Source organism: Pseudomonas sp. WP18 (assembly GCF_036689585.1).
GTDB classification, from domain to species: domain Bacteria; phylum Pseudomonadota; class Gammaproteobacteria; order Pseudomonadales; family Pseudomonadaceae; genus Aquipseudomonas; species Aquipseudomonas chlororaphis_E.
This window is the reverse complement of the sequence record NZ_CP144758.1, coordinates 2,700,292-2,717,400: the sequence shown is the minus strand read 5'-3', so window position 1 is coordinate 2,717,400 and position 17,109 is coordinate 2,700,292. Positions and strand designations below refer to the sequence as shown.

General features: G+C 63.9%; 13 protein-coding genes. 4 read left to right on the top strand and 9 right to left on the bottom strand.

The genetic code is table 11. The features are described 5' to 3' along the window. Window positions 1-80: 80 nt before the first annotated feature. On the bottom strand, window positions 81-1,475 hold the full coding sequence (locus tag V5F23_RS12120) for a PLP-dependent aminotransferase family protein (RefSeq protein WP_338498548.1): 1,395 nt from the start codon (window positions 1,473-1,475) through the stop codon (window positions 81-83). A 128-nt stretch (window positions 1,476-1,603) separates the two neighbouring features. Here V5F23_RS12120 and V5F23_RS12115 point away from each other — a divergent pair, with 128 nt between their 5' ends. Together V5F23_RS12115 and V5F23_RS12110 are read left to right on the top strand one after the other, a co-directional pair. Then, the gene (locus V5F23_RS12115; RefSeq protein WP_338498547.1) at window positions 1,604-2,791 is read left to right on the top strand and encodes an MFS transporter; all 1,188 of its coding nucleotides are present in this window, start codon (window positions 1,604-1,606) and stop codon (window positions 2,789-2,791) included. A 128-nt stretch (window positions 2,792-2,919) separates the two neighbouring features. Continuing rightward, window positions 2,920-3,591, top strand: coding sequence for a GntR family transcriptional regulator (locus V5F23_RS12110; protein ID WP_338498545.1), 672 nt, complete (start codon window positions 2,920-2,922; stop codon window positions 3,589-3,591). A gap of 274 nt (window positions 3,592-3,865) precedes the next feature. Here the strand turns inward: V5F23_RS12110 and V5F23_RS12105 are convergent, their stop codons facing one another. From V5F23_RS12105 to V5F23_RS12090, 4 genes are all read right to left on the bottom strand, one after another. After that, complete coding sequence (locus V5F23_RS12105; protein WP_123578098.1) at window positions 3,866-5,215, bottom strand: TolC family outer membrane protein; 1,350 nt, start codon at window positions 5,213-5,215, stop codon at window positions 3,866-3,868. A gap of 2 nt (window positions 5,216-5,217) precedes the next feature. After that, window positions 5,218-6,588, bottom strand: coding sequence for an HlyD family type I secretion periplasmic adaptor subunit (locus tag V5F23_RS12100; RefSeq protein ID WP_042730260.1), 1,371 nt, complete (start codon window positions 6,586-6,588; stop codon window positions 5,218-5,220). After that, window positions 6,581-8,302 (bottom strand): type I secretion system permease/ATPase, encoded by a 1,722-nt coding sequence (locus V5F23_RS12095; protein WP_042730259.1) that lies wholly within the window; start codon window positions 8,300-8,302, stop codon window positions 6,581-6,583. The genes V5F23_RS12100 and V5F23_RS12095 overlap by 8 nt, the downstream gene beginning before the upstream one ends. Before the next feature lie 300 nt (window positions 8,303-8,602). Further along, on the bottom strand, window positions 8,603-10,003 hold the full coding sequence (locus V5F23_RS12090; protein ID WP_042730258.1) for an amino acid permease: 1,401 nt from the start codon (window positions 10,001-10,003) through the stop codon (window positions 8,603-8,605). Window positions 10,004-10,379: 376 nt separating this feature from the next. On the opposite strand from V5F23_RS12090, the gene V5F23_RS12085 reads away from it, so the two are divergent. Beyond that, the gene (locus tag V5F23_RS12085; protein ID WP_042730257.1) at window positions 10,380-10,991 is read left to right on the top strand and encodes a TetR/AcrR family transcriptional regulator; all 612 of its coding nucleotides are present in this window, start codon (window positions 10,380-10,382) and stop codon (window positions 10,989-10,991) included. 46 nt (window positions 10,992-11,037) lie between these two features. Here V5F23_RS12085 and V5F23_RS12080 read toward each other — a convergent pair whose 3' ends face one another. The 3 genes from V5F23_RS12080 to V5F23_RS12070 all read right to left on the bottom strand — a co-directional run bounded on the left by V5F23_RS12080 (window position 11,038) and on the right by V5F23_RS12070 (window position 14,897). Continuing rightward, complete coding sequence (locus V5F23_RS12080) at window positions 11,038-12,141, bottom strand: polyamine ABC transporter substrate-binding protein (protein ID WP_042730256.1); 1,104 nt, start codon at window positions 12,139-12,141, stop codon at window positions 11,038-11,040. A gap of 38 nt (window positions 12,142-12,179) precedes the next feature. Continuing rightward, window positions 12,180-13,514 (bottom strand): alginate export family protein, encoded by a 1,335-nt coding sequence (locus V5F23_RS12075; RefSeq protein WP_047737961.1) that lies wholly within the window; start codon window positions 13,512-13,514, stop codon window positions 12,180-12,182. 117 nt (window positions 13,515-13,631) lie between these two features. Continuing rightward, a complete protein-coding gene (locus V5F23_RS12070) occupies window positions 13,632-14,897 on the bottom strand; it encodes a serine hydrolase domain-containing protein (RefSeq protein ID WP_042730254.1) in 1,266 nt (421 codons plus the stop codon). A 288-nt stretch (window positions 14,898-15,185) separates the two neighbouring features. On the opposite strand from V5F23_RS12070, the gene V5F23_RS12065 reads away from it, so the two are divergent. After that, a complete protein-coding gene (locus V5F23_RS12065) occupies window positions 15,186-16,289 on the top strand; it encodes a sigma-54 dependent transcriptional regulator (protein ID WP_338498538.1) in 1,104 nt (367 codons plus the stop codon). On the opposite strand, the gene V5F23_RS12060 is transcribed toward V5F23_RS12065, so the two are convergent. Continuing rightward, window positions 16,281-17,078, bottom strand: a complete 798-nt coding sequence (locus V5F23_RS12060; protein WP_123578091.1) for an ABC transporter ATP-binding protein — start codon at window positions 17,076-17,078, stop codon at window positions 16,281-16,283. The genes V5F23_RS12065 and V5F23_RS12060 overlap by 9 nt on opposite strands. Window positions 17,079-17,109: the final 31 nt, after the last annotated feature.

The following is a 17,109-nucleotide window of genomic DNA, read 5'->3' as shown; positions in this document are numbered from 1 at the left end:
GAATGTGTCGCGAAAGATACAGCAACTCATTCCTGTTTGATATGCATTCCCATTAACGCCCTGCATTTCCATGCGCATATTCAGTTATCGCGGTGGCTGAGTGACTCTTGCTCGATTCGCTGGAAAAACCGTTGCGCGCGAATGTCCTGGACAAAGGCCACGTTCAGCCGCAACCAGTCACACGCCTCACCCGCCGGCATGAAACTGGAACCCTGGGAGAGTTGCACCTGCGTTTCCTGGGCAATCTGCTGCACCCGGTCGGCAGCCAGGTGCCGCGGCCGGGCCCACACGAACAGGCCGCCGGTGGGTTCGGCAAAAACCTCCCAATACGCCTGGTCGAGTTGGCGAAGGGTGCTTGCCATCTGCTTGTTCAGCCGTTGGCGCAGGCGCTGGATCAACTTGCGATACGCGCCGTTGGCGAGCAACGCCGCCACGACGTTCTCCGCCAGCAGCGTGCAGCCGATGCCGGTCACCATCTTGACCTCGGCCAGCCGGTTGATGATGTCGGGCTGGGCCACCACGTAACCGACACGCAAGGAGCTGGACAAGGTCTTGGAAAAACTCGCGAGGTAGATCACCCGGTCCAGCCCGTCCAGGGTCGCCAGCCGGGACGTCACGCCGTTCTGGAAGTCGGCGTAGATGTCGTCCTCGATCAGCTTGAAGTCATGCTGGTTGGCCAGTTGCAGCAAGCGGTACGCCACGCTCGGTGCCAGGCTGGTGCCGGTGGGGTTCTGGTACATGCTGTTGAGGAAGAAATAGGCGGGTTTGTGCTGCTCCAGCAAGCGCTCCAGGTCCTCGATTGCCGGGCCCTGGGTGCCTCGCGCCACCGCCAGGGTCCTGACCCCGTGCAGCCTCAGCAGGTTGAACAGGTTGTAGTAGCCGGGGCTCTCCACCAGCACCAGGTCACCGGGTTTGAGCAGCGTGCGCACCAGCAGGTCAAGGCCCTGGCTGGCCCCCTGGGTCGTGAGGATCTGCGGCAGGTCGACGTGGATGTCGATCAGGTCCAGGCGTTTCTGAATGTGCTGGCGCAGCTCGACCGACCCCAGCGGCGTGCTGTAGTTGAACAGGGCGTGGTTGTCGCTGCGCACCACCTGGCGGATGGCCTGGCCCAGGTCGGTGTCGTCCCGCCAGGCGTCGGGCAGCCAGCCGCAGCCGAGCTTGAGCCGCGAAGACTGCGGCTCGAACAAGGCCCATGCGCCCTCCTCTTCGCCCGCCGCCGGTTCCTTCGGGCGCGACACCTGGGGCGCGACGAAAAAACCCGACCCATGCCGGGACTCCAACACCCCACTGGCAACCAGTTGGTCGTAGGCCTTGATCACACACGCCAGGCTCACGCCGTTTTCCTGGGCCAGTTGCCGGATCGAGGGCATCCGGGCACCGGGGCGGATGCGCTGGCGCTTTATCCAGCCCAGCAACTGCGCCACCAGTTGCCGGACCATCGGCTCGGTGGCGTTGCGATCGATGTTCAGGTCCATGGCACGCCTTCTAAGTGTTCGCTGTTTTTTGGCGAACAGTTAAACACAAAACGCCCCGGGCTGTTTCTTGTTCCTGGGGGAGTCGGCGGTGATAGTCCTCAGGACTTACGATTTCCTGAGGAACGCGCTTGAACGCACAGTATCGACACTCATGGGGGCTGGCTTTCGGCCTGTGCCTGATCACCCTGGCCGTGAACCTGCAGGCACCGTTGTACACCGCCTATGCGCAGGCTTCCGGTCATGGGGCCGGCGCCACGGCGGTGGCCTTCTCCTGTTATGTGCTGGGGGTACTGCCGGTGTTGTTGGCCTTCGGCGGGATCGCCGACCGAGTGGGCCGCCGGCCTTTGATCCTGTTGGCGCTGGGCCTGTCGATGCTGGCGACGGTGGTCACCTCGATCTGGCCGAACCTGATCGCGCTGGGCCTGGCGCGGCTGATGATGGGCGTGGGCACGGGGCTCGCTTCGGCGACCGCGACGGCCTACATGACCGAACTGATGACCGGCGGCGACACCCGCGCGGCGGCCAACCGGGTCACCGCCAGTACCTCGCTGGGCTTCGGCCTCGGCGCGGCATTGACCAGCCTGTTCCTGATCGTCCAGCACAGCGTCGTTCCCGGCAGTTTCTGGCTGCAACTGACTCTCGCGGCCCTGGCGATGGGCGTGGTCGTCCGGTTGCCGGACCCTGCCACGCGCAACAGCCATGCACCGCTGCTGCGCCTGCCGCTGTTTCCCGCTGGCAGCCTGCCCTACAGCTTTTCGATGCTGCTGGCCTGGGCCACCTCGGGGTTGGTCATTGCGATATTGCCATCGGTACTGGCCGCCCACGCCTTGCAGCAGTGGTCGGGCCTGTCGACCTTTACCGTGATCAGTTGCGGTTTGCTCTTCCAGCCCTGGGCCCGCCGCCTGCCACCGGCCCGGGCCACCGGCATCGGCTTGCTGGTGCTGCCCATAAGCTATGCGCTACTGGCGTGGGGCGCCAGCAACGGTTCGCTGCTCGCGGTGCTGTTGGGCGCCCTGGGGGCCAGCAGCGCGTGCTACGGTTTTCTGTACCTGGGTGGGTTATCGGCGATCACGGCCATGGCCGGCCTGGAAAAGGCCCGGGTCAGCGCCGGTTTTTTCCTGTTCGCGTATATCGGTTTCAGTCTTCCGGTGGTGGTCACCGGCGTGGTGGCCGACGCGTTCGGCGCCGATATGGCGTTGATCCTGTTCGGGGTGGCGTTGATGGTCGGATCGCTAGTCACCGGGTGGGTGGTTGTTCGCAAGGTGGAACCTGTGGCGAGGGCGCTTGCTCCCGCTCAATTGAGTGACAATCACTGAAATGGGCTGCTGCGCAGCCCAGCGGGAGCAAGCTCCCTCGCCACGGGATAAAGCTCGCAGCAAGGCTCGACACTGGCTTCGGCAAAGTCGTATACCATATCCCCAACTCCACCAGCCGACCTGCCGCCGTGACCTTATCCAAGTTCAACCTGCCTGATCTGGGCAACACCCCCACCACTTCGGAAATCATCACCCGTCACCTGCGCGATGCCATCGTGGCCGGGCATTTTGCCGAAGACGAGCCGATTCGCCAGGACGACATCGCCCGGCAGTTCAACGTCAGCAAGATCCCCGTACGCGAAGCCCTCAAGCGCCTGGAGGCCGAGGGCCTGGTGATGTTCCAGCGCAATCGCGGGGCGATGGTCACGCGCATCTCCGAGGCGGAGCTGGCGCAGATGTTCGAGGTGCGCATGTTGCTGGAGGACAAGGTGCTGCGCCTGGCGATCCCGAACATGACCGAAGACACCTTCGCCCGCGCGGAAAGTATTTGCCGGGAGTTCATCGGCGAGGACGATGTGGGCCGCTGGGCCGAGCTGAACTGGCAATTGCATGCCTGTCTCTACGAACCGGCACAACGGCCGTTCCTGGTGGGGCTGATCCGTTCGGTCCACGACAAACTGGAGCGCTACCTGCGCATGCAGATGAGCCTGTCGGCCGGCAAGGACCGCGCCGACCACGAGCATCGGGAAATCCTCGACGCCTGCCGCGCCGGCGATGTCGAACGGGCGGTGAAACTCCTGGACGAACACATCGCCGGCGTCTGCAAGACCTTGTTCGAATTCCTGCCCTCCAGCCATTGACGACCGGGGGCATCCCCCCGGCGCTTTTGTGGGAGCGGGCTTGCTCGCGAAGACGGCGGCACATCCAATCTCACCGTCACAGACCCACCGCTTTCGCGAGCAAGCTCGCTCCCACAGGGATAGTGGATTTCACGCACATACCGGGCATCCCCCCGGCGCTTTTGTGGGAGCGGGCTTGCTCGCGAAGACGGCGGCACATCCAAGTTCACCATCATTGACCCACCGCTTTCGCGAGCAAGCCCGCTCCCACACAGAGCTGGGGTTCCCGCGATGTTTAGAACAGGTTCTGCACCTGTTCCAGCACGGCGCGGTTCATCTGGCCGGTGTGGGTGTGCAGGCTGACGTAGCTTTGCAGCATGTCGAGCTTGGTATTGAGCAGGTCTCGACGGGCCTGGAACACCCGTTGCTGGGCGTCGAGGATGTCCACGGTGGAACGCACGCCGCCCTGGAAGCCTTTTTCCGTCGAGGTCAGCGCACGCTGATTGGACTCCACCGCCCGCTGCATCGCCTTGCTCTTGGCAAACCCCGCCACGACGCCCAGGTAGTCGGTCTCGATGTCCTCGGCCAGTTGCTGGCGTTGCACGTCGTAGTCGGACTGGGCCCCGGCCAGTTGCGCCTCGGCCTTGGCCACCGACGCACGCACCGCGCCGCCACGGTACAACGGGATGTCCAGTTGCACGCCGACGTAATAAGTGTCCTGGCGCGGGTCGAGCTCCTGGTATTGGCGGGTTTCCCGGCGGGTCAGTTGAGTGGTCAGGGACAAGGTCGGGTAGTGCCCGGCGCGCTGGCTGTCGGCCTGGGCCTCGGCGACCTTGACCGCCGCCAGCCGCGCGGCCAACTCGGGGCTGGCGTCGCGGGCGATCGCGGTCCAGTAGGGCAAGTCCTGCTCCGGTGGAATCGGGTTGGCGGTGGCCAGTTCCTCGCGCATGGGCTGGATGTCCTCGATCGGTACACTGGCGCGCCCGGACAATGCCCGCAGCGCCGCCACCCGGCGCGCCTGGGCTTCGGCCTCCTGGGCATCGACCAGGTCGAGCCGCGCCTGGGCCTCATCGATATCGGTGATCGCGCCCTGGCCGCCCTGATAGAGTTTCTTGCTCTGAATGACCAGGCCGTTGATCGCTGCCTTCTGCTGGGCGATCAACTTGATTTCGTTTTCGGCCCGAGCCACGTCGAAGTAGCCCTTGGCGACCCGGTCATACAAAGTCTGGCCGGCAACGTCGAACACCTGTACGCCCAATTGCCCCCGCGCCTTGCCCTCCTGGTACGCCGCCCAGCGCCCCTTGTCATAGAGCGGCTGCTGCGCCGCCAGGGTGACACTGTTCGCTTGGTAGTCGTTACTGTTGACATAGCTGCGGTCATCGCCGCCATCGGTACGGCCGCCGTAGCCATAACGTGAACTCAACGACACCTGCGGATAGAGCCCGCCCCGGCCGATCGCCTCTTCGTTCCGGGAAGCATCGAAAGCATGGGCGGCCGATTGCACGGTCGGGTCGTTGAGCCGCGAGGCGTCGTACGCAGCGGTCAGGCTCAGGCCCCCTTCGGCCGCCCAGGCGGGGCCGATCACCGCCCAACTGGTGCACAGCCCCAGCAACATCCGGGCGCGGTAACGGTGACGGTCGGTCATGCTCATTCCTCCTTGAAGGCCGCCAGCAAGCGTTCGCGCAAAGGCTTCATCAGGTAGTTCATCAAGGTGCGTTCCCCCGTCACCACCGTCACGTCGGCGAGCATGCCCGGGCGGACCAACAGCCCGGCACCCTGCAACGCTGCGACGGTCTCGGCGGGGATCTCGACCTTGGCGGAAAAATACGGCTGGTGGGTCTGTTCGTTGATCAACTGATCCGCCGAAACCGTCGTCACCGTGCCGGTGACCGTCGGCGTGTCGACCCGTTGCAGCGCGGTGAAGTGCACATGCACCGGCAGCCCGGGCCGCAGCTTGTTGGCCATCAACGGTTCGAAACGCGCAGTGATCGCCATGGGTGCGTCCAGTGGAACCACCTGCATCAAGGTCTGCCCCGCTTGCGCCACGCCGCCGACGGTATGAATGTTCACGTCCATGACTTGCCCGGACACCGGCGCGCGGATCGCCCCGTTGTCGACTTCGAACTGCAAGGCGCGAATCTGATCGGCATAGCCTGCGGCTTCGGCCGAGACTTCGCTGAGCTGGGTTTCGGCGTCCCGACGAAACTCCTGCTGCGCCTGCAAGGCCTTGAGCCGGCTTTCGTTGATGGCCTGGCGCGTCCTGCCGACGTCGCCGACGCCCGAGGCGATCTGCCCGGCCAGTTGCGCCGCGTTGCGCTCAGCCTCGAAGAGTTTGTTGCGCGGCACGTAGCCCTCCCGCGCCAGGTCACGCAGCCCTTCGAGCTCCTGCTGCTGGAAACGCATCTGCGCGTCGTAGTTGCGCTTCACGCCTTCGTAGCCCAGCAACTGCTGCTGCAACGCCGCGGCCTCGTGCTCGATGATCTGCAAGCGGCTGCCCAGCTCGGCGCGCCGGGTCAGGAACAGTTGGCTCTGCAACGCCATGGACGCCTTGACCCGCGGCTCGTCGGCACGCGCCAGCAGCTCCGGCGGCCATTGGATCTCGGCATTGCCCAGGCGCTCGGCAATCAGCCGTGCCTCGATGCTGCGGTCGTTGAGCAACTTGCCCAGGGTTACGTCCAGTTGCGACTGTGCCTGCACGGTGTTGAGCTGCACCAGCAACTGCCCTTGGGTGACGCGATCGCCGTCGCTGACCAACAGTTTTTCCACCACCCCGCCGACCAGCGACTGCACCGCCTTGCGCTCGCCCGCCACCACCACGGTGCCGCTGCCCACCACACCCTGATCGAGCGGCGCCAGGCAGGCCCAGAGCAGGAAGCCGCCCAGGGCGAGCACCAGGAAACCGACACCATAGCGCGCCGCGCCACGGGCATCGGTGCTGGCGGTGGGCAGGGTCGAGCTGCTGCGAACACTCACCCCGTGCTCGCTGTAGGTGTGCGCTCCCGGCGTCAGATCACGCATCTTTGCCTGCCTCCCTCACCGCGGCCGGCCTCGGCCCCGGCATCAACGCCTTGAGAACCCGGTCCCGGGGGCCGAACGCCTGTTGCGTGCCGTCCTTGAGCACCAGGATGTGATCGACCACCGCCAGCACGTTCGGCCGGTGGGTGATCAGCACCACCGTGCTGCCCGCCGCCTTGAGCGCGTTGATGGCCTGCACCAGCGCCAGTTCGCCGGCTTCATCGAGGTTGGAGTTGGGTTCATCGAGCACGATCAGCGCCGGCCGCCCGTAGAGCGCGCGAGCCAGCCCGAGACGCTGTTTCTGCCCGCCGGACAAGCCCAGCCCACCAGGGCCCAGCGGCGTGTCGTAGCCCTTGGGAAAACGCAGGATCATCTCGTGGATCCCGGCCAGGCGTCCGGCGGCGATGATCTTGTCCGCGTCCTGTTCGCCGAAGCGAGCGATGTTGTCGGCCACGCTGCCGTCGAACAGTTCGATGTCCTGGGGCAGGTAGCCCAGGTGCGGGCCCAGGGCGTCGTGGGTCCACTGGCTGATCTCGGCGTCGTCCAGGCGCACCGAGCCGCCCATGGCCGGCCAGACGCCAACCAGTGCCCTGGCGAGGGTCGATTTACCGCTGGCGCTGGGCCCGACAACGGCCAGCACGTCCCCTTTGGCCAGGCTGAACTGGATGCCCCGCAGAATCGGCTGCGTGGCACCCGGCGTACCGACGTACAGTTGCTCAAGGCGCACCGCGCCGCTGGGGGGCGGCAACGGCATGCGCAGGCGTTCGCGCGGATGCTGGGCCAACAACTGGCTCAAGCGCTGGTAGCTCTGGCGCCCGGCGTTGAATTGCTTCCACGAACCGATGGCGATTTCCACCGGCGCCAGGGCCCGTCCCAGCAACAGCGACATCGCGATCATCATGCCTGCCGACAACTGCCCTTCCAGCACCAGCAGCGCGCCCAGCCCCAATGACAACGACTGGCCCGAGATGCGCACGAAACGCGTCGCCGAGGTGATGCGCGCACCGCGATCGCTGGCGTGGGCCTGGGCCGCAATGATGCGCTGCTGCAACAGGCTCCAGCGTTGGCGCAACGGCCCGAGCATGCCCAGGGCCTGGATCACTTCGGCGTTGTGCAAGGTGCTGTTGACGTAAACCGCCGATTGCACCCCCAACCGATTGGCTTCCCCCAGGCGCGTGCGCGTCGCCAGTTCCCCCCACAGCGCCAGGCCGACCAGCACCAGGGCGAGGATCAACGTCAACACGCCGAACCAGGGATGAAAGATGAACGCCACCAACAGGAAGATCGGCAGCCATGGCGCATCGAGCAACGCGATCAGGCCCTGGCCGGTGATCAGTTGCCGCAGCGTGGCCAGGTCGGTGAGCACCTGGGCCGGGTTGGCGTTGTGCTCGCGCAGGCTGCGGGCGAAGGCCGCGTCGAAGATCCGCTCGCCGAGGGCATCGTCGAGCCCGGCGCTCATGCGGATCATCACCTCCCCGCGCACCCACTCGATCAACGCACTGAACAGGAACAGGCCCAGGGCGATCAAGGTGAGCATGAACAGCGTGGTTTCGTTGCGACTGGTGAGCACGCGGTCGTACACCTGCATCATGTACAGGGACGGCACCAGCACCAGCAGGTTGATCACCCCGCTGAACAGCGCAAGCGACCAGAAAACCCGGCGATAGCTCAGTAAAGCGGCATCAATGTCATGACGCGGATCGAGAAGCAAACCCATAGAATGTCGCCCGCAAAAGAAAGAGTCGGTCCAAGACGCAATCCATCGCGCGCTTTCTGCCCGGAGGCATTGGAGAAAACACTCACGTCGCTTTCAGTGACGATCCTCGTCGCTACAGGCGCCAATAACTGACAACGCCGCTACCGGTTAGTGCCGGTTCGACAGGCTGGGTTTTTACAGTGGGTGACCAGCGGGAGGGTTGTGCTGCAAGCCAGGGTTTTCGGGGCCTCGAACGGGCCCCGGGTGTGGATTTCTTGGCGCCAGCAACGTGGCGCCAAGCGGGCGAAAAACGCCGCCGGACTATCCGAGGGAAGCGGCCCGTTCGGGCTGCGCATGCTGCCGGGAAGTCACCAGCCCGATGAACGAAATCACCAGCGCCAGCCCCAGGGTGGTGCTCACTTCACTGCGGTGTTCGGGCGTCACCATCATCACCGCCAGCGCCGCCGAGATGAACACGATCACCAGCCAGGTCAGCCACGGGAACAGCCACATGTGAAAAGCCAGCTCGACGTTCTGCCGATGCAGCATCCTGCGCATGCGCAGCTGGGAAATGGCAATTACCAGGTACACCAGCAATGCGATGGCGCCGGAGCTGGCGAGCAGGAACTGGAACAGCCCCGCCGGCATGAAGTAGCTGAACAAGGTGACCCCTGCCCCCAGCACAGTGCTGGCGATCACCGCCGAGCGCGGGACACCGGCCGCGGACGTCACTTTCAGCGCCTTCGGCGCATCACCGCGGCGCCCCAGGGAATACAGCATGCGTGAGGCGATGTAGATCGAGGAGTTCATGCAACTGGCCACGGCAATCAGCACCACCGCATCAACCATGAGCTTGGCGTGGGGAATGTTCATCAGTTCCAGCGCACGCTGGTAGGAGCCCACGGACGCCAGCAGCGGATCGTTCCAAGGCACCACGGAAATGACCACGAAGATCGACAGCAGGTAGAACACCCCGATTCGCCAGATCACCGACCGGGTCGCCTTGGCGATGTTCTGGGCCGGATCGTTGGACTCGGCCGCCGCGATGGTCACCGCCTCGGTGCCGATGAAGCTGAACATGATGGTGATGAAAGCACCAACCACCGCCGACAGGCCGTTGGGCGCGAACCCGCCGTGTTCTTCCATCAAGCGGCTCAGGCCGCTGGCTTCCCGCTCGGGGATCCAGCCCATCAACACGGCACCTCCCAGGGAAATGAAACCGATGATCGCCACCACCTTGGCCATCGCGAACCAGAACTCGAACTCCCCGTACTTGGCCACGCTGAACAGGTTGGTCACGGCCAACAGGACAATGGACGCCGAGGCAAACACCCAGGCGTCCACGGCCGGAAACCACTGGTTCAGGACATGCCCGGCAGCCAGCGCCTCGATCGGTATCACCAGCACCCAGAACCACCAGTAGAGCCAGCCGATGGTGAAGCCCGCCCAACGGCCGATGGCCTGGTCGGCGTAGGTGGAAAAGGATCCGGTGTCCGGGTTGGCCACCGCCATTTCACCCAGCATGCGCATGACAAGGACCACCAACAGCCCGGAAAACAGATAAGCCAGCAAGACGGCCGGGCCGGCGGCGGCGATAGCGTGTCCGGAGCCGACGAACAGGCCCGCGCCGATGATCCCGGCGATGGACAGCATGGTGACGTGACGAGGCTTGAAGCCCTGCGCCAGATGGCCGTTCGAATCCTTGAAGCTGGGGCTGGTCATTTTCTTATTCTCTTTTGATCGGCATTGAGGCGTAGACAGGGATCAGTGGGTGACTGCCCCTCTTGAAGCGCTAACTTCCGGTTTTTCCTGGTCCCCCCTTTACGTATCTGTGTAACCGGATGGAATGACGCGTCACGTTACCTGCCTTGCCAACGGGGCAAATTACCTGAGCGCGCCGCCTCAGTGCCTGATCTCGCCACTGCCGGCCCCCCTCCAGAGCCGAGCCAAAAGGCCAGTATTTGAAATGAGTGCTTCAAATATTTTATCCAGTTAAGTATTTTGCACAGGTATGCGGAAGCCCGCTCGCCCCCACCTTTGCGGCAGAGGGACGGTGGAGTGCGGCGGCCGCCTCTTCTCTCCCAGACAAGGACCTCCCGTGAGCGGACTGCGTGAACGCCAGAAAGCCGAACGACGGCAAGCCATCAGCAAAGCGGCCATCGAACTGTTCGAGCGCCAGGGCTACCAGGACACCACCATCGAACAGATCGCCAGCCAGGCCGGCGTCTCGGCGCCCACCGTGTTCAAGTACTTCGGCAACAAGCAGGAAATCATCCTGGAAATTCTCCACGAAGCCGACCAGCGCGCGCTCAAGGACACCCGCAGCCAGATCCCCGGGATTGAAGACCCGGTCGAGGCAATGTGTTACCTGGAGCGATTACTGACCGGGTACGCCTTGGAGGTCATGCACCCGAGCCTGTGGCGCGAACTGCTGCCGCTGATCCTGTTCGGGGGCGACAACGATTTGCCCGAAGGCTATCGCGCCATGAACGATGCGCTGCGAGCCGAAATCAGCGGCCTGCTCAGGGAGTTGCAAGCGGCCGGCAAGCTGCGCGCCGACCTCGACGTGGAACTGGCCGCCTTCCTGCTCAATGACTATTCACACCTACAACTGTATCGGCTGGTCAACCAGCAACAGCCGGATGTCGAGGCTCACTCCAGCCAGGTCCGGCGGATCACCGAACTGCTGTTCCATGGCATGCGGGCCTGATTAAGCCATGGGAAAGGCCCGGCGCCACGACGCCGGGCCAGCCTGCTCAGCGATTGCTCTTGATGGTGGTCCAGGTGCGCGTGCGGATCCGCTCGACGGCGGCCGGCACCGGCTCCAGGGCAAACAGCGTCTTGCGGGCTTCGTCCGGCACGTACATGGCGGGGTTGTTGCGGATCTCGGCATTCACCAGCGCGGTGGCATCCTTGTTGGGGTTGGGGTAGCCGATCTTGTTGCTGATCCGGGCAATCACGTCCGGGCGCAGGATGTAGTTGATGAAGGCGTAGGCCTCTTGGGTGTGAGGGGCATTGGTCGGCACCATCATCACGTCCGACCACACCGGCGCGCCCTCCTTCGGCAAGGCCATCTCGACCTTGACGCCCTTCCCCGCGGCATCGGCCAGTTGCTTGGCCAGGGCCACGCCGCCGGACCAGCCCACGGCGACGCACACATCACCGTTGGCCAGGTCCATGCCGTAGCGCGATGAGCTGAAATAGTTGATGTAGGGGCGAATCTTCAGCATCGCGGCCTGGGCCTTCGGGTAGTCCTCGCGCTTCAGGCTATTGGGATCGAGGCCTTCGTAGTGCAAGGCGATCGGGATGATTTCGTTGGCGGCATCGAGAAAGCCCACGCCACAGCTGGCCAGCCGGGATAGATTCTGTTCCTTGAAGATGATGTCCCAGCTGTTCATCTGCACATCGGCGCCCAGCGCCTTGCGCACCTTGTCGACGTTGTAGCCGATCAACGTGGTGCCCCAGAGGTACGGCACGGCGTAGCGGTTACCGGTGTCGCCCACCGCTTCGAGGGACTTCATGAACTCCGGGTCCAGGTGCTGCCAGTTGGGCAATTGGCTGCGGTCCAGTGGCTGGACGGCACCGGCGGCGATCAGGTGGCTGACGTTGGAGCTGCTCGGGTAGACCACGTCATACCCGGAGTTGCCGGTCAACAGCTTGGACTCCAGGGTCTCGACACTGTCGAATACGTCGTAGATCGGGCGAATACCGGTTTCTTCCTGGAAGCTCTTGAGGATTTCCGGCGGCAGGTACTCGATCCAGTTGTAGATCCGCACCGTGCGTTCGTCGGCCATCCCCGCGCCGCTGACCAACAATGAAATCAAACCGCCCAGCAAGGTGTTACGCAACGACTTGTACATGGGAAAAACTCCAGCGCGGCTGCGAAGGCTCGCGACACTTAATAGCGGTAGGTAAAGGACATTTCCAGTGCGCTGAATGTCTGGTCATCGCCAAACACCTGCTTGGCCGCGGCCATGGGCTTGACCCAGTTATAGGACAGCGACGTCACCAGCGCCCTGGACGGCGCCCAATCAAGGAAGACGACGCTCTCGTCGGCAAAACGCCGGTCATTGACGGCGGCCCCCATGTAGTTTTTTTCGTCCAGCCAAAACTGGTAGTGGATCGTTCCCAAGGTCAGCGTTTCGTTGAGGTGCGTCTTGAGGGAGAACTGCTGGACATTTTCATTGCTGTTGAACAGCAGGTAGTTGCCGACCACATCGCCCACCAGCCAGGTGCCCCAGTCGACATAACCCTTGCTGAGCGGGTCCCAGGACGCCTGACGGTTGTCGGCGAGGTTGTCGTCCCCGGAAAAGTGGGTGTAGCGATAGCCGATGATCGGGGTCAGCGGCACGTTTTCGAAGGCATAGTCGGCCTGGGCGTACCAGGCCTCGGCGTCATAGTCGACGCCTTCGCCGTGCCCGCGCTCTACGGCATATTCAGCGTTGAGCGTCAGCGCCGGCACGCCCGGCACCTTGGCGTTGAGCGCCCGGACGTTGTACACCTGCATGCCGTCGCGGCGCAGCGGCGTCGCGCCCTTGGGGCCCAGGGCATTGACCTTCATGGCCATGGCCCCGAGCGTCACCTGGTCGGCGAGGTTGTAGTCGAGGTTGGCGCCGGTCATGCGGAAGTCGCCCAGGTCGCCGTCAGTGCGCAAGGAGAAAGCTTGGGTCTTCAATGCGCCATGGTCCCAGGCCAACAGCGCCGATTCCTTGAAGGCGGTTCTTGGCGCGAGCCAATAGGCGCCGTCCTTGAACTGGTCGAGGTCGCCGTCCATGACAATGAAACCGGTGCCGATCATGTAGTTTTGGCGCCCGGCCGTGAAGGTCCACTCCCCGGCGCGAAAACCGCCATAGAACTCTTCAGTGGAGACCTCGCCGTCGGAACGCCGTGTGAAGCCACCGGCGTCGCCGTCGCCCAGGGTCGTCGCCGCCACCAGCGAGCCCCCGGCCAACAGGCTGAAGTCGGGCTGCAAGGCATATTCGAGCTTGACGCCGGGCTTGAGGTAGAACTCTTGCCAATCGATTTTCGTGCCGTCGTTGCGGCGGCTGCGCAGATCGATCCGGCCCGCGCCGAAATTGACCTGGCGGGTCGAGAGGATGGCGCCGCCCGCCGTCAGGTTGGCCTCGCCCTTGAGGTTGCCGTCCTCGAACGTGTAGCCCGCCAGGACCGCTTGGGTGGTCAGGGGTAACCCGAACGCCAGCAACGTTCGGGACAAACGCATCATGGAAACCATTTGGAGCTCCTGTGTGATTATTGTTGTTACAGGGCAGTGAATGGCGGCGCAAAGCGTCGCCCAACACCTGGCCAGGCCAGGTGAATGGAACGCAGGTTTCTTATCGTCGGGCGCGGGTCAGTCGCGCAGTTGCGCGGCGATGGCTCGCAGCATGCGTACGCTGTCGGTGTCGAACGGGCCGATGGCGTCATCCAGCGAAGACTGCTTGACGATCACCACGCCGGAAGGTTTGTCGACAAACAGGTATTGGCCATGAATGCCACCGGCCATGATCGCCTGGCTGTGGTCGTTGAAGACGTACCACTGGCTGCGGTAGGACGCGCCGGGGGTCCAGGCGTGGAAGTCGGCTGACGTCGCATAGACCGCCGGGTCGGCACCGGCGGCGATGCGGGCCACCGTCTCGGCCGAGAGCAGTTGTCGTTCGCCCTGGCGGCCGTCGTTGGCCAGCAGGCGTCCGAAACGCGCCATGTCCCGCAACGTCGCGCTGAAACCGGCGCCGGCCACGCTGCGGCCCCACGGATCGGCCATGAAGTAGCCGTCGCGCTCGCAGCCCAACTGGCGCCATACGGTTTGCAGCAACTGGTGACAGGCCTTGCCACTGGCCCGCTCCATGACCCAGGCCAAGGCTTCGGTGGTCGCCGTCACGTAGCTGAAGAAGCCGCCGTGCTGGCCGCGCTTTTTCAGGGACGGCAGGAACTGATACAGCGACTCGAACTGCGCGTATTGCGCCGGCGCCGGCTGGAACCCGCAGGCATAGCCGTACTGGGAGCTCTCGGAATCCGGGTCTTCGTAGACTTCGCTGTAGTCGATACCCACCGCCATGTCGAACAACTGGCGCACGGTGGCATCGCCGAACGCGCTGCCCGCCAGCTCCGGCACGTAGAAGGCAGCGGGTAATGTCGGGTCCAGCACACCGTCGCACACCAGTTGCTCGCCCAAGGTGCCGACCAGCGACTTGGTCACCGAAAACATGACGTGCCGGTCCTCGGGACGCTGCCCGTTGAAGTAGCGCTCATACAGCACCGTGTCGCCCTGCAGCACCAGGAAGGCGTCGGTCTGGCTGGCGACCAGGTGGTCGATCACGCTGATGCTCAAGCCGCATTCGCTGTCGAAGTGCAGCTTGTCCAAGGGCTGTGGCGCCTGCTTGAACTCACTGAGCGGCCCGCTGCCCGCCTGCACGTCGATGGTGGGACGCAGGCGTGCCAGGTTGCGAAACCCCCATTGGTTGAACGGGGGCCGCATCCAGTTGTTCCAGGTGACGCGGTGGTGGGGTTCGGCGGGAAAGCCCTGCATGAGCAATGGCCCGTGGCGGGCGGCGTGCAAGGAAGATTCGTTGGCCTCGACGTAAAGGCTTGCCAAGGCTGGCAGGGTGTTCTGACTCATCGGGGTTGCCCCTGAACAGTGACTCTGCGTGAAAGCAGATGCAGGGAAATAATTATCCGATAATTTCTTTTAGTCAATAAATGTTTTTACAGACAGTCTCCTTTGCAACGATCTGACCGACACCGCGTCGCCGCGTGGCGATGGCTTTAAGCAAATAACTAAAGGTTATTTATTAACAATTTCTTAGATCATTTAGATTAAATCTTAAGCCGAATGGCTCGCGGGGTGCTGCCATCAAGGAGTGTTGGTCCTCACCCGACCTCAATCTCATCAACGGGTGCCATCGCCATGCAACTCCTCACGCTCCCCCCCTCCCCCAGCCTGGCCACGTCGATCCGCGCAACGGCCCAGGTCTTCGAGGACCCCAGCTCTCGTGCCTTGCTGGCTCATTTGCAACAAGTCGCCCCCAGTGACGCCAGCGTGCTGATCATCGGCCAGACCGGCACCGGCAAAGAGTTGGTGGCCCGCCACGTGCACAACCTCAGCGCCCGCCGCGACAAGCCGTTCATTGCGGTCAACTGCGGGGCCTTTTCCGAAACGCTGGTCGAAGCCGAGCTGTTCGGGCACGAGAAAGGTGCCTTCACCGGCGCGCTGACCGCCAAGGCCGGCTGGTTCGAGGAAGCCGATGGCGGCACGCTGTTCCTCGATGAAATCGGTGACCTGCCGCTGCCCATCCAGGTCAAGTTGCTCCGTGTGCTGCAAGAGCGCGAGGTGGTACGCCTGGGTTCGCGCAAGAGCATCAGGATCAACGTGCGGGTGCTCGCGGCCACCAACGTGCAGCTGGAAAAAGCCATCAACGCCGGCCATTTTCGCGAAGACCTCTACTACCGCCTCAACGTGGTCACCCTGGTGCTCAAGCCGCTGCGCGAGCGGCCCGGCGACATCCTGCCGCTGATCCGCCATTTCATCGCCGAGTACAGCCGCAAGCTCGGCCTCGGCGACGTGACCCTGGACGTCCAGGCGCAGCGCAAACTGCTCGACTATTCCTGGCCAGGCAACATCCGTGAGCTGGAAAATGTCATCCATCACACCTTGCTGATCTGCCGTCACCGGGTGATCGGCGTGCAGGACCTGCATTTGTCGAACCTGCGCATCGAACGCCAGGACACCACCCAGGCGTGCCTGCCGCAAGACCCCGAGGCGCTGTTGCAAAGAGCCCTGGAAAAACTGCTCGAACAGGAACAGGGCGACTTGCATGAAAAGGTCGAAGCCGAGCTGTTGCGCGCCGCCTACCGTTACGCCAACTGCAACCAGGTCCATACCGCGCAACTGTTGGGGCTCAGCCGCAATGTCACCCGCAGCCTGCTGATCAAGATCGGCGAACTGGTGGTCAACCGACGTCGCTCCCCACTCGACACCCGGGACGGCCAGGTGATCAACCTGTCAACCTGAAACCGCACCGGCACTCACAGCCTGGCGCCCCGCGCCACCGGTCCGCGCGCCCAGGTAGAAATCCTGGAGATCGCTGCGGGCCGCCAGTTGCCCGGCGCTGCCTTCGCTCACCACGCGACCGCTTTCCAGCACATAGCCGTAGTGCGCGTGACGCAGGGCAACGTTGATGTTTTGCTCGGCGACCAGGAAGCTGACGCCGTCATGCCGGTTGAGCTGGTGAATGATGGCGAAGATCTCCTCGACGACCTGCGGGGCTAGCCCCATCGACGGTTCGTCCAGCAAGACCAATCGCGGCTTGGCCATCAACGCGCGGCCGATGGCGATCATCTGTTGCTCGCCGCCGGAGGTGTAACCGGCCAGGCTGTTGCGCCGCAGCTTCAAACGCGGGAAATGACCATAGACCCACTCCAGGTCGGCCAGCAACTGGCGCCGCGGAGCCTGGCGCGCCAGGGCACCGGCCAAAAGGTTTTCCTCCACGGTCAGTTGGGCAAAGCAATGCCGGCCCTCCAGCACCTGCACCAGGCCGTTCGCCGCCAGGGTGTGAGGGGCACTGTGGGTCACCTCCGCGCCCTGATAAACGATCCGTCCGCGCACCACTTCGCCCTTTTCGGCGCGTACTAGGTTGGACGCCGCCTTCAACGTGGTGCTCTTGCCTGCGCCATTGGCCCCCAACAGCACCACCACCTGCCCGGTCGGCACCGTCAGCGAGACGTTGCGCACCGCCAGGATGGTCTGTTCGTAGAGCACTTCAATGTCATCGATCTGCAGGATCGGCGTGTTGATCGTCATGGGGTTTCACCTCGTCCAGGGGCGACCGGAC

Bases quoted from the DNA above. Each gene is read 5' to 3' on its own strand.
- V5F23_RS12065 (WP_338498538.1), top strand. From the start codon at position 15,186: ATGCAACTCCTCACGCTCCCCCCCTCCCCCAGCCTGGCCACGTCGATC.
- V5F23_RS12090 (WP_042730258.1), bottom strand. From the start codon at position 10,003: ATGACCAGCCCCAGCTTCAAGGATTCGAACGGCCATCTGGCGCAGGGC.
- V5F23_RS12075 (WP_047737961.1), bottom strand. From the start codon at position 13,514: ATGGTTTCCATGATGCGTTTGTCCCGAACGTTGCTGGCGTTCGGGTTA.
- V5F23_RS12060 (WP_123578091.1), bottom strand. From the start codon at position 17,078: ATGACGATCAACACGCCGATCCTGCAGATCGATGACATTGAAGTGCTC.
- V5F23_RS12105 (WP_123578098.1), bottom strand. From the start codon at position 5,215: ATGACCGACCGTCACCGTTACCGCGCCCGGATGTTGCTGGGGCTGTGC.
- V5F23_RS12120 (WP_338498548.1), bottom strand. From the start codon at position 1,475: ATGGACCTGAACATCGATCGCAACGCCACCGAGCCGATGGTCCGGCAA.
- V5F23_RS12100 (WP_042730260.1), bottom strand. From the start codon at position 6,588: ATGCGTGATCTGACGCCGGGAGCGCACACCTACAGCGAGCACGGGGTG.
- V5F23_RS12080 (WP_042730256.1), bottom strand. From the start codon at position 12,141: ATGTACAAGTCGTTGCGTAACACCTTGCTGGGCGGTTTGATTTCATTG.
- V5F23_RS12070 (WP_042730254.1), bottom strand. From the start codon at position 14,897: ATGAGTCAGAACACCCTGCCAGCCTTGGCAAGCCTTTACGTCGAGGCC.
- V5F23_RS12095 (WP_042730259.1), bottom strand. From the start codon at position 8,302: ATGGGTTTGCTTCTCGATCCGCGTCATGACATTGATGCCGCTTTACTG.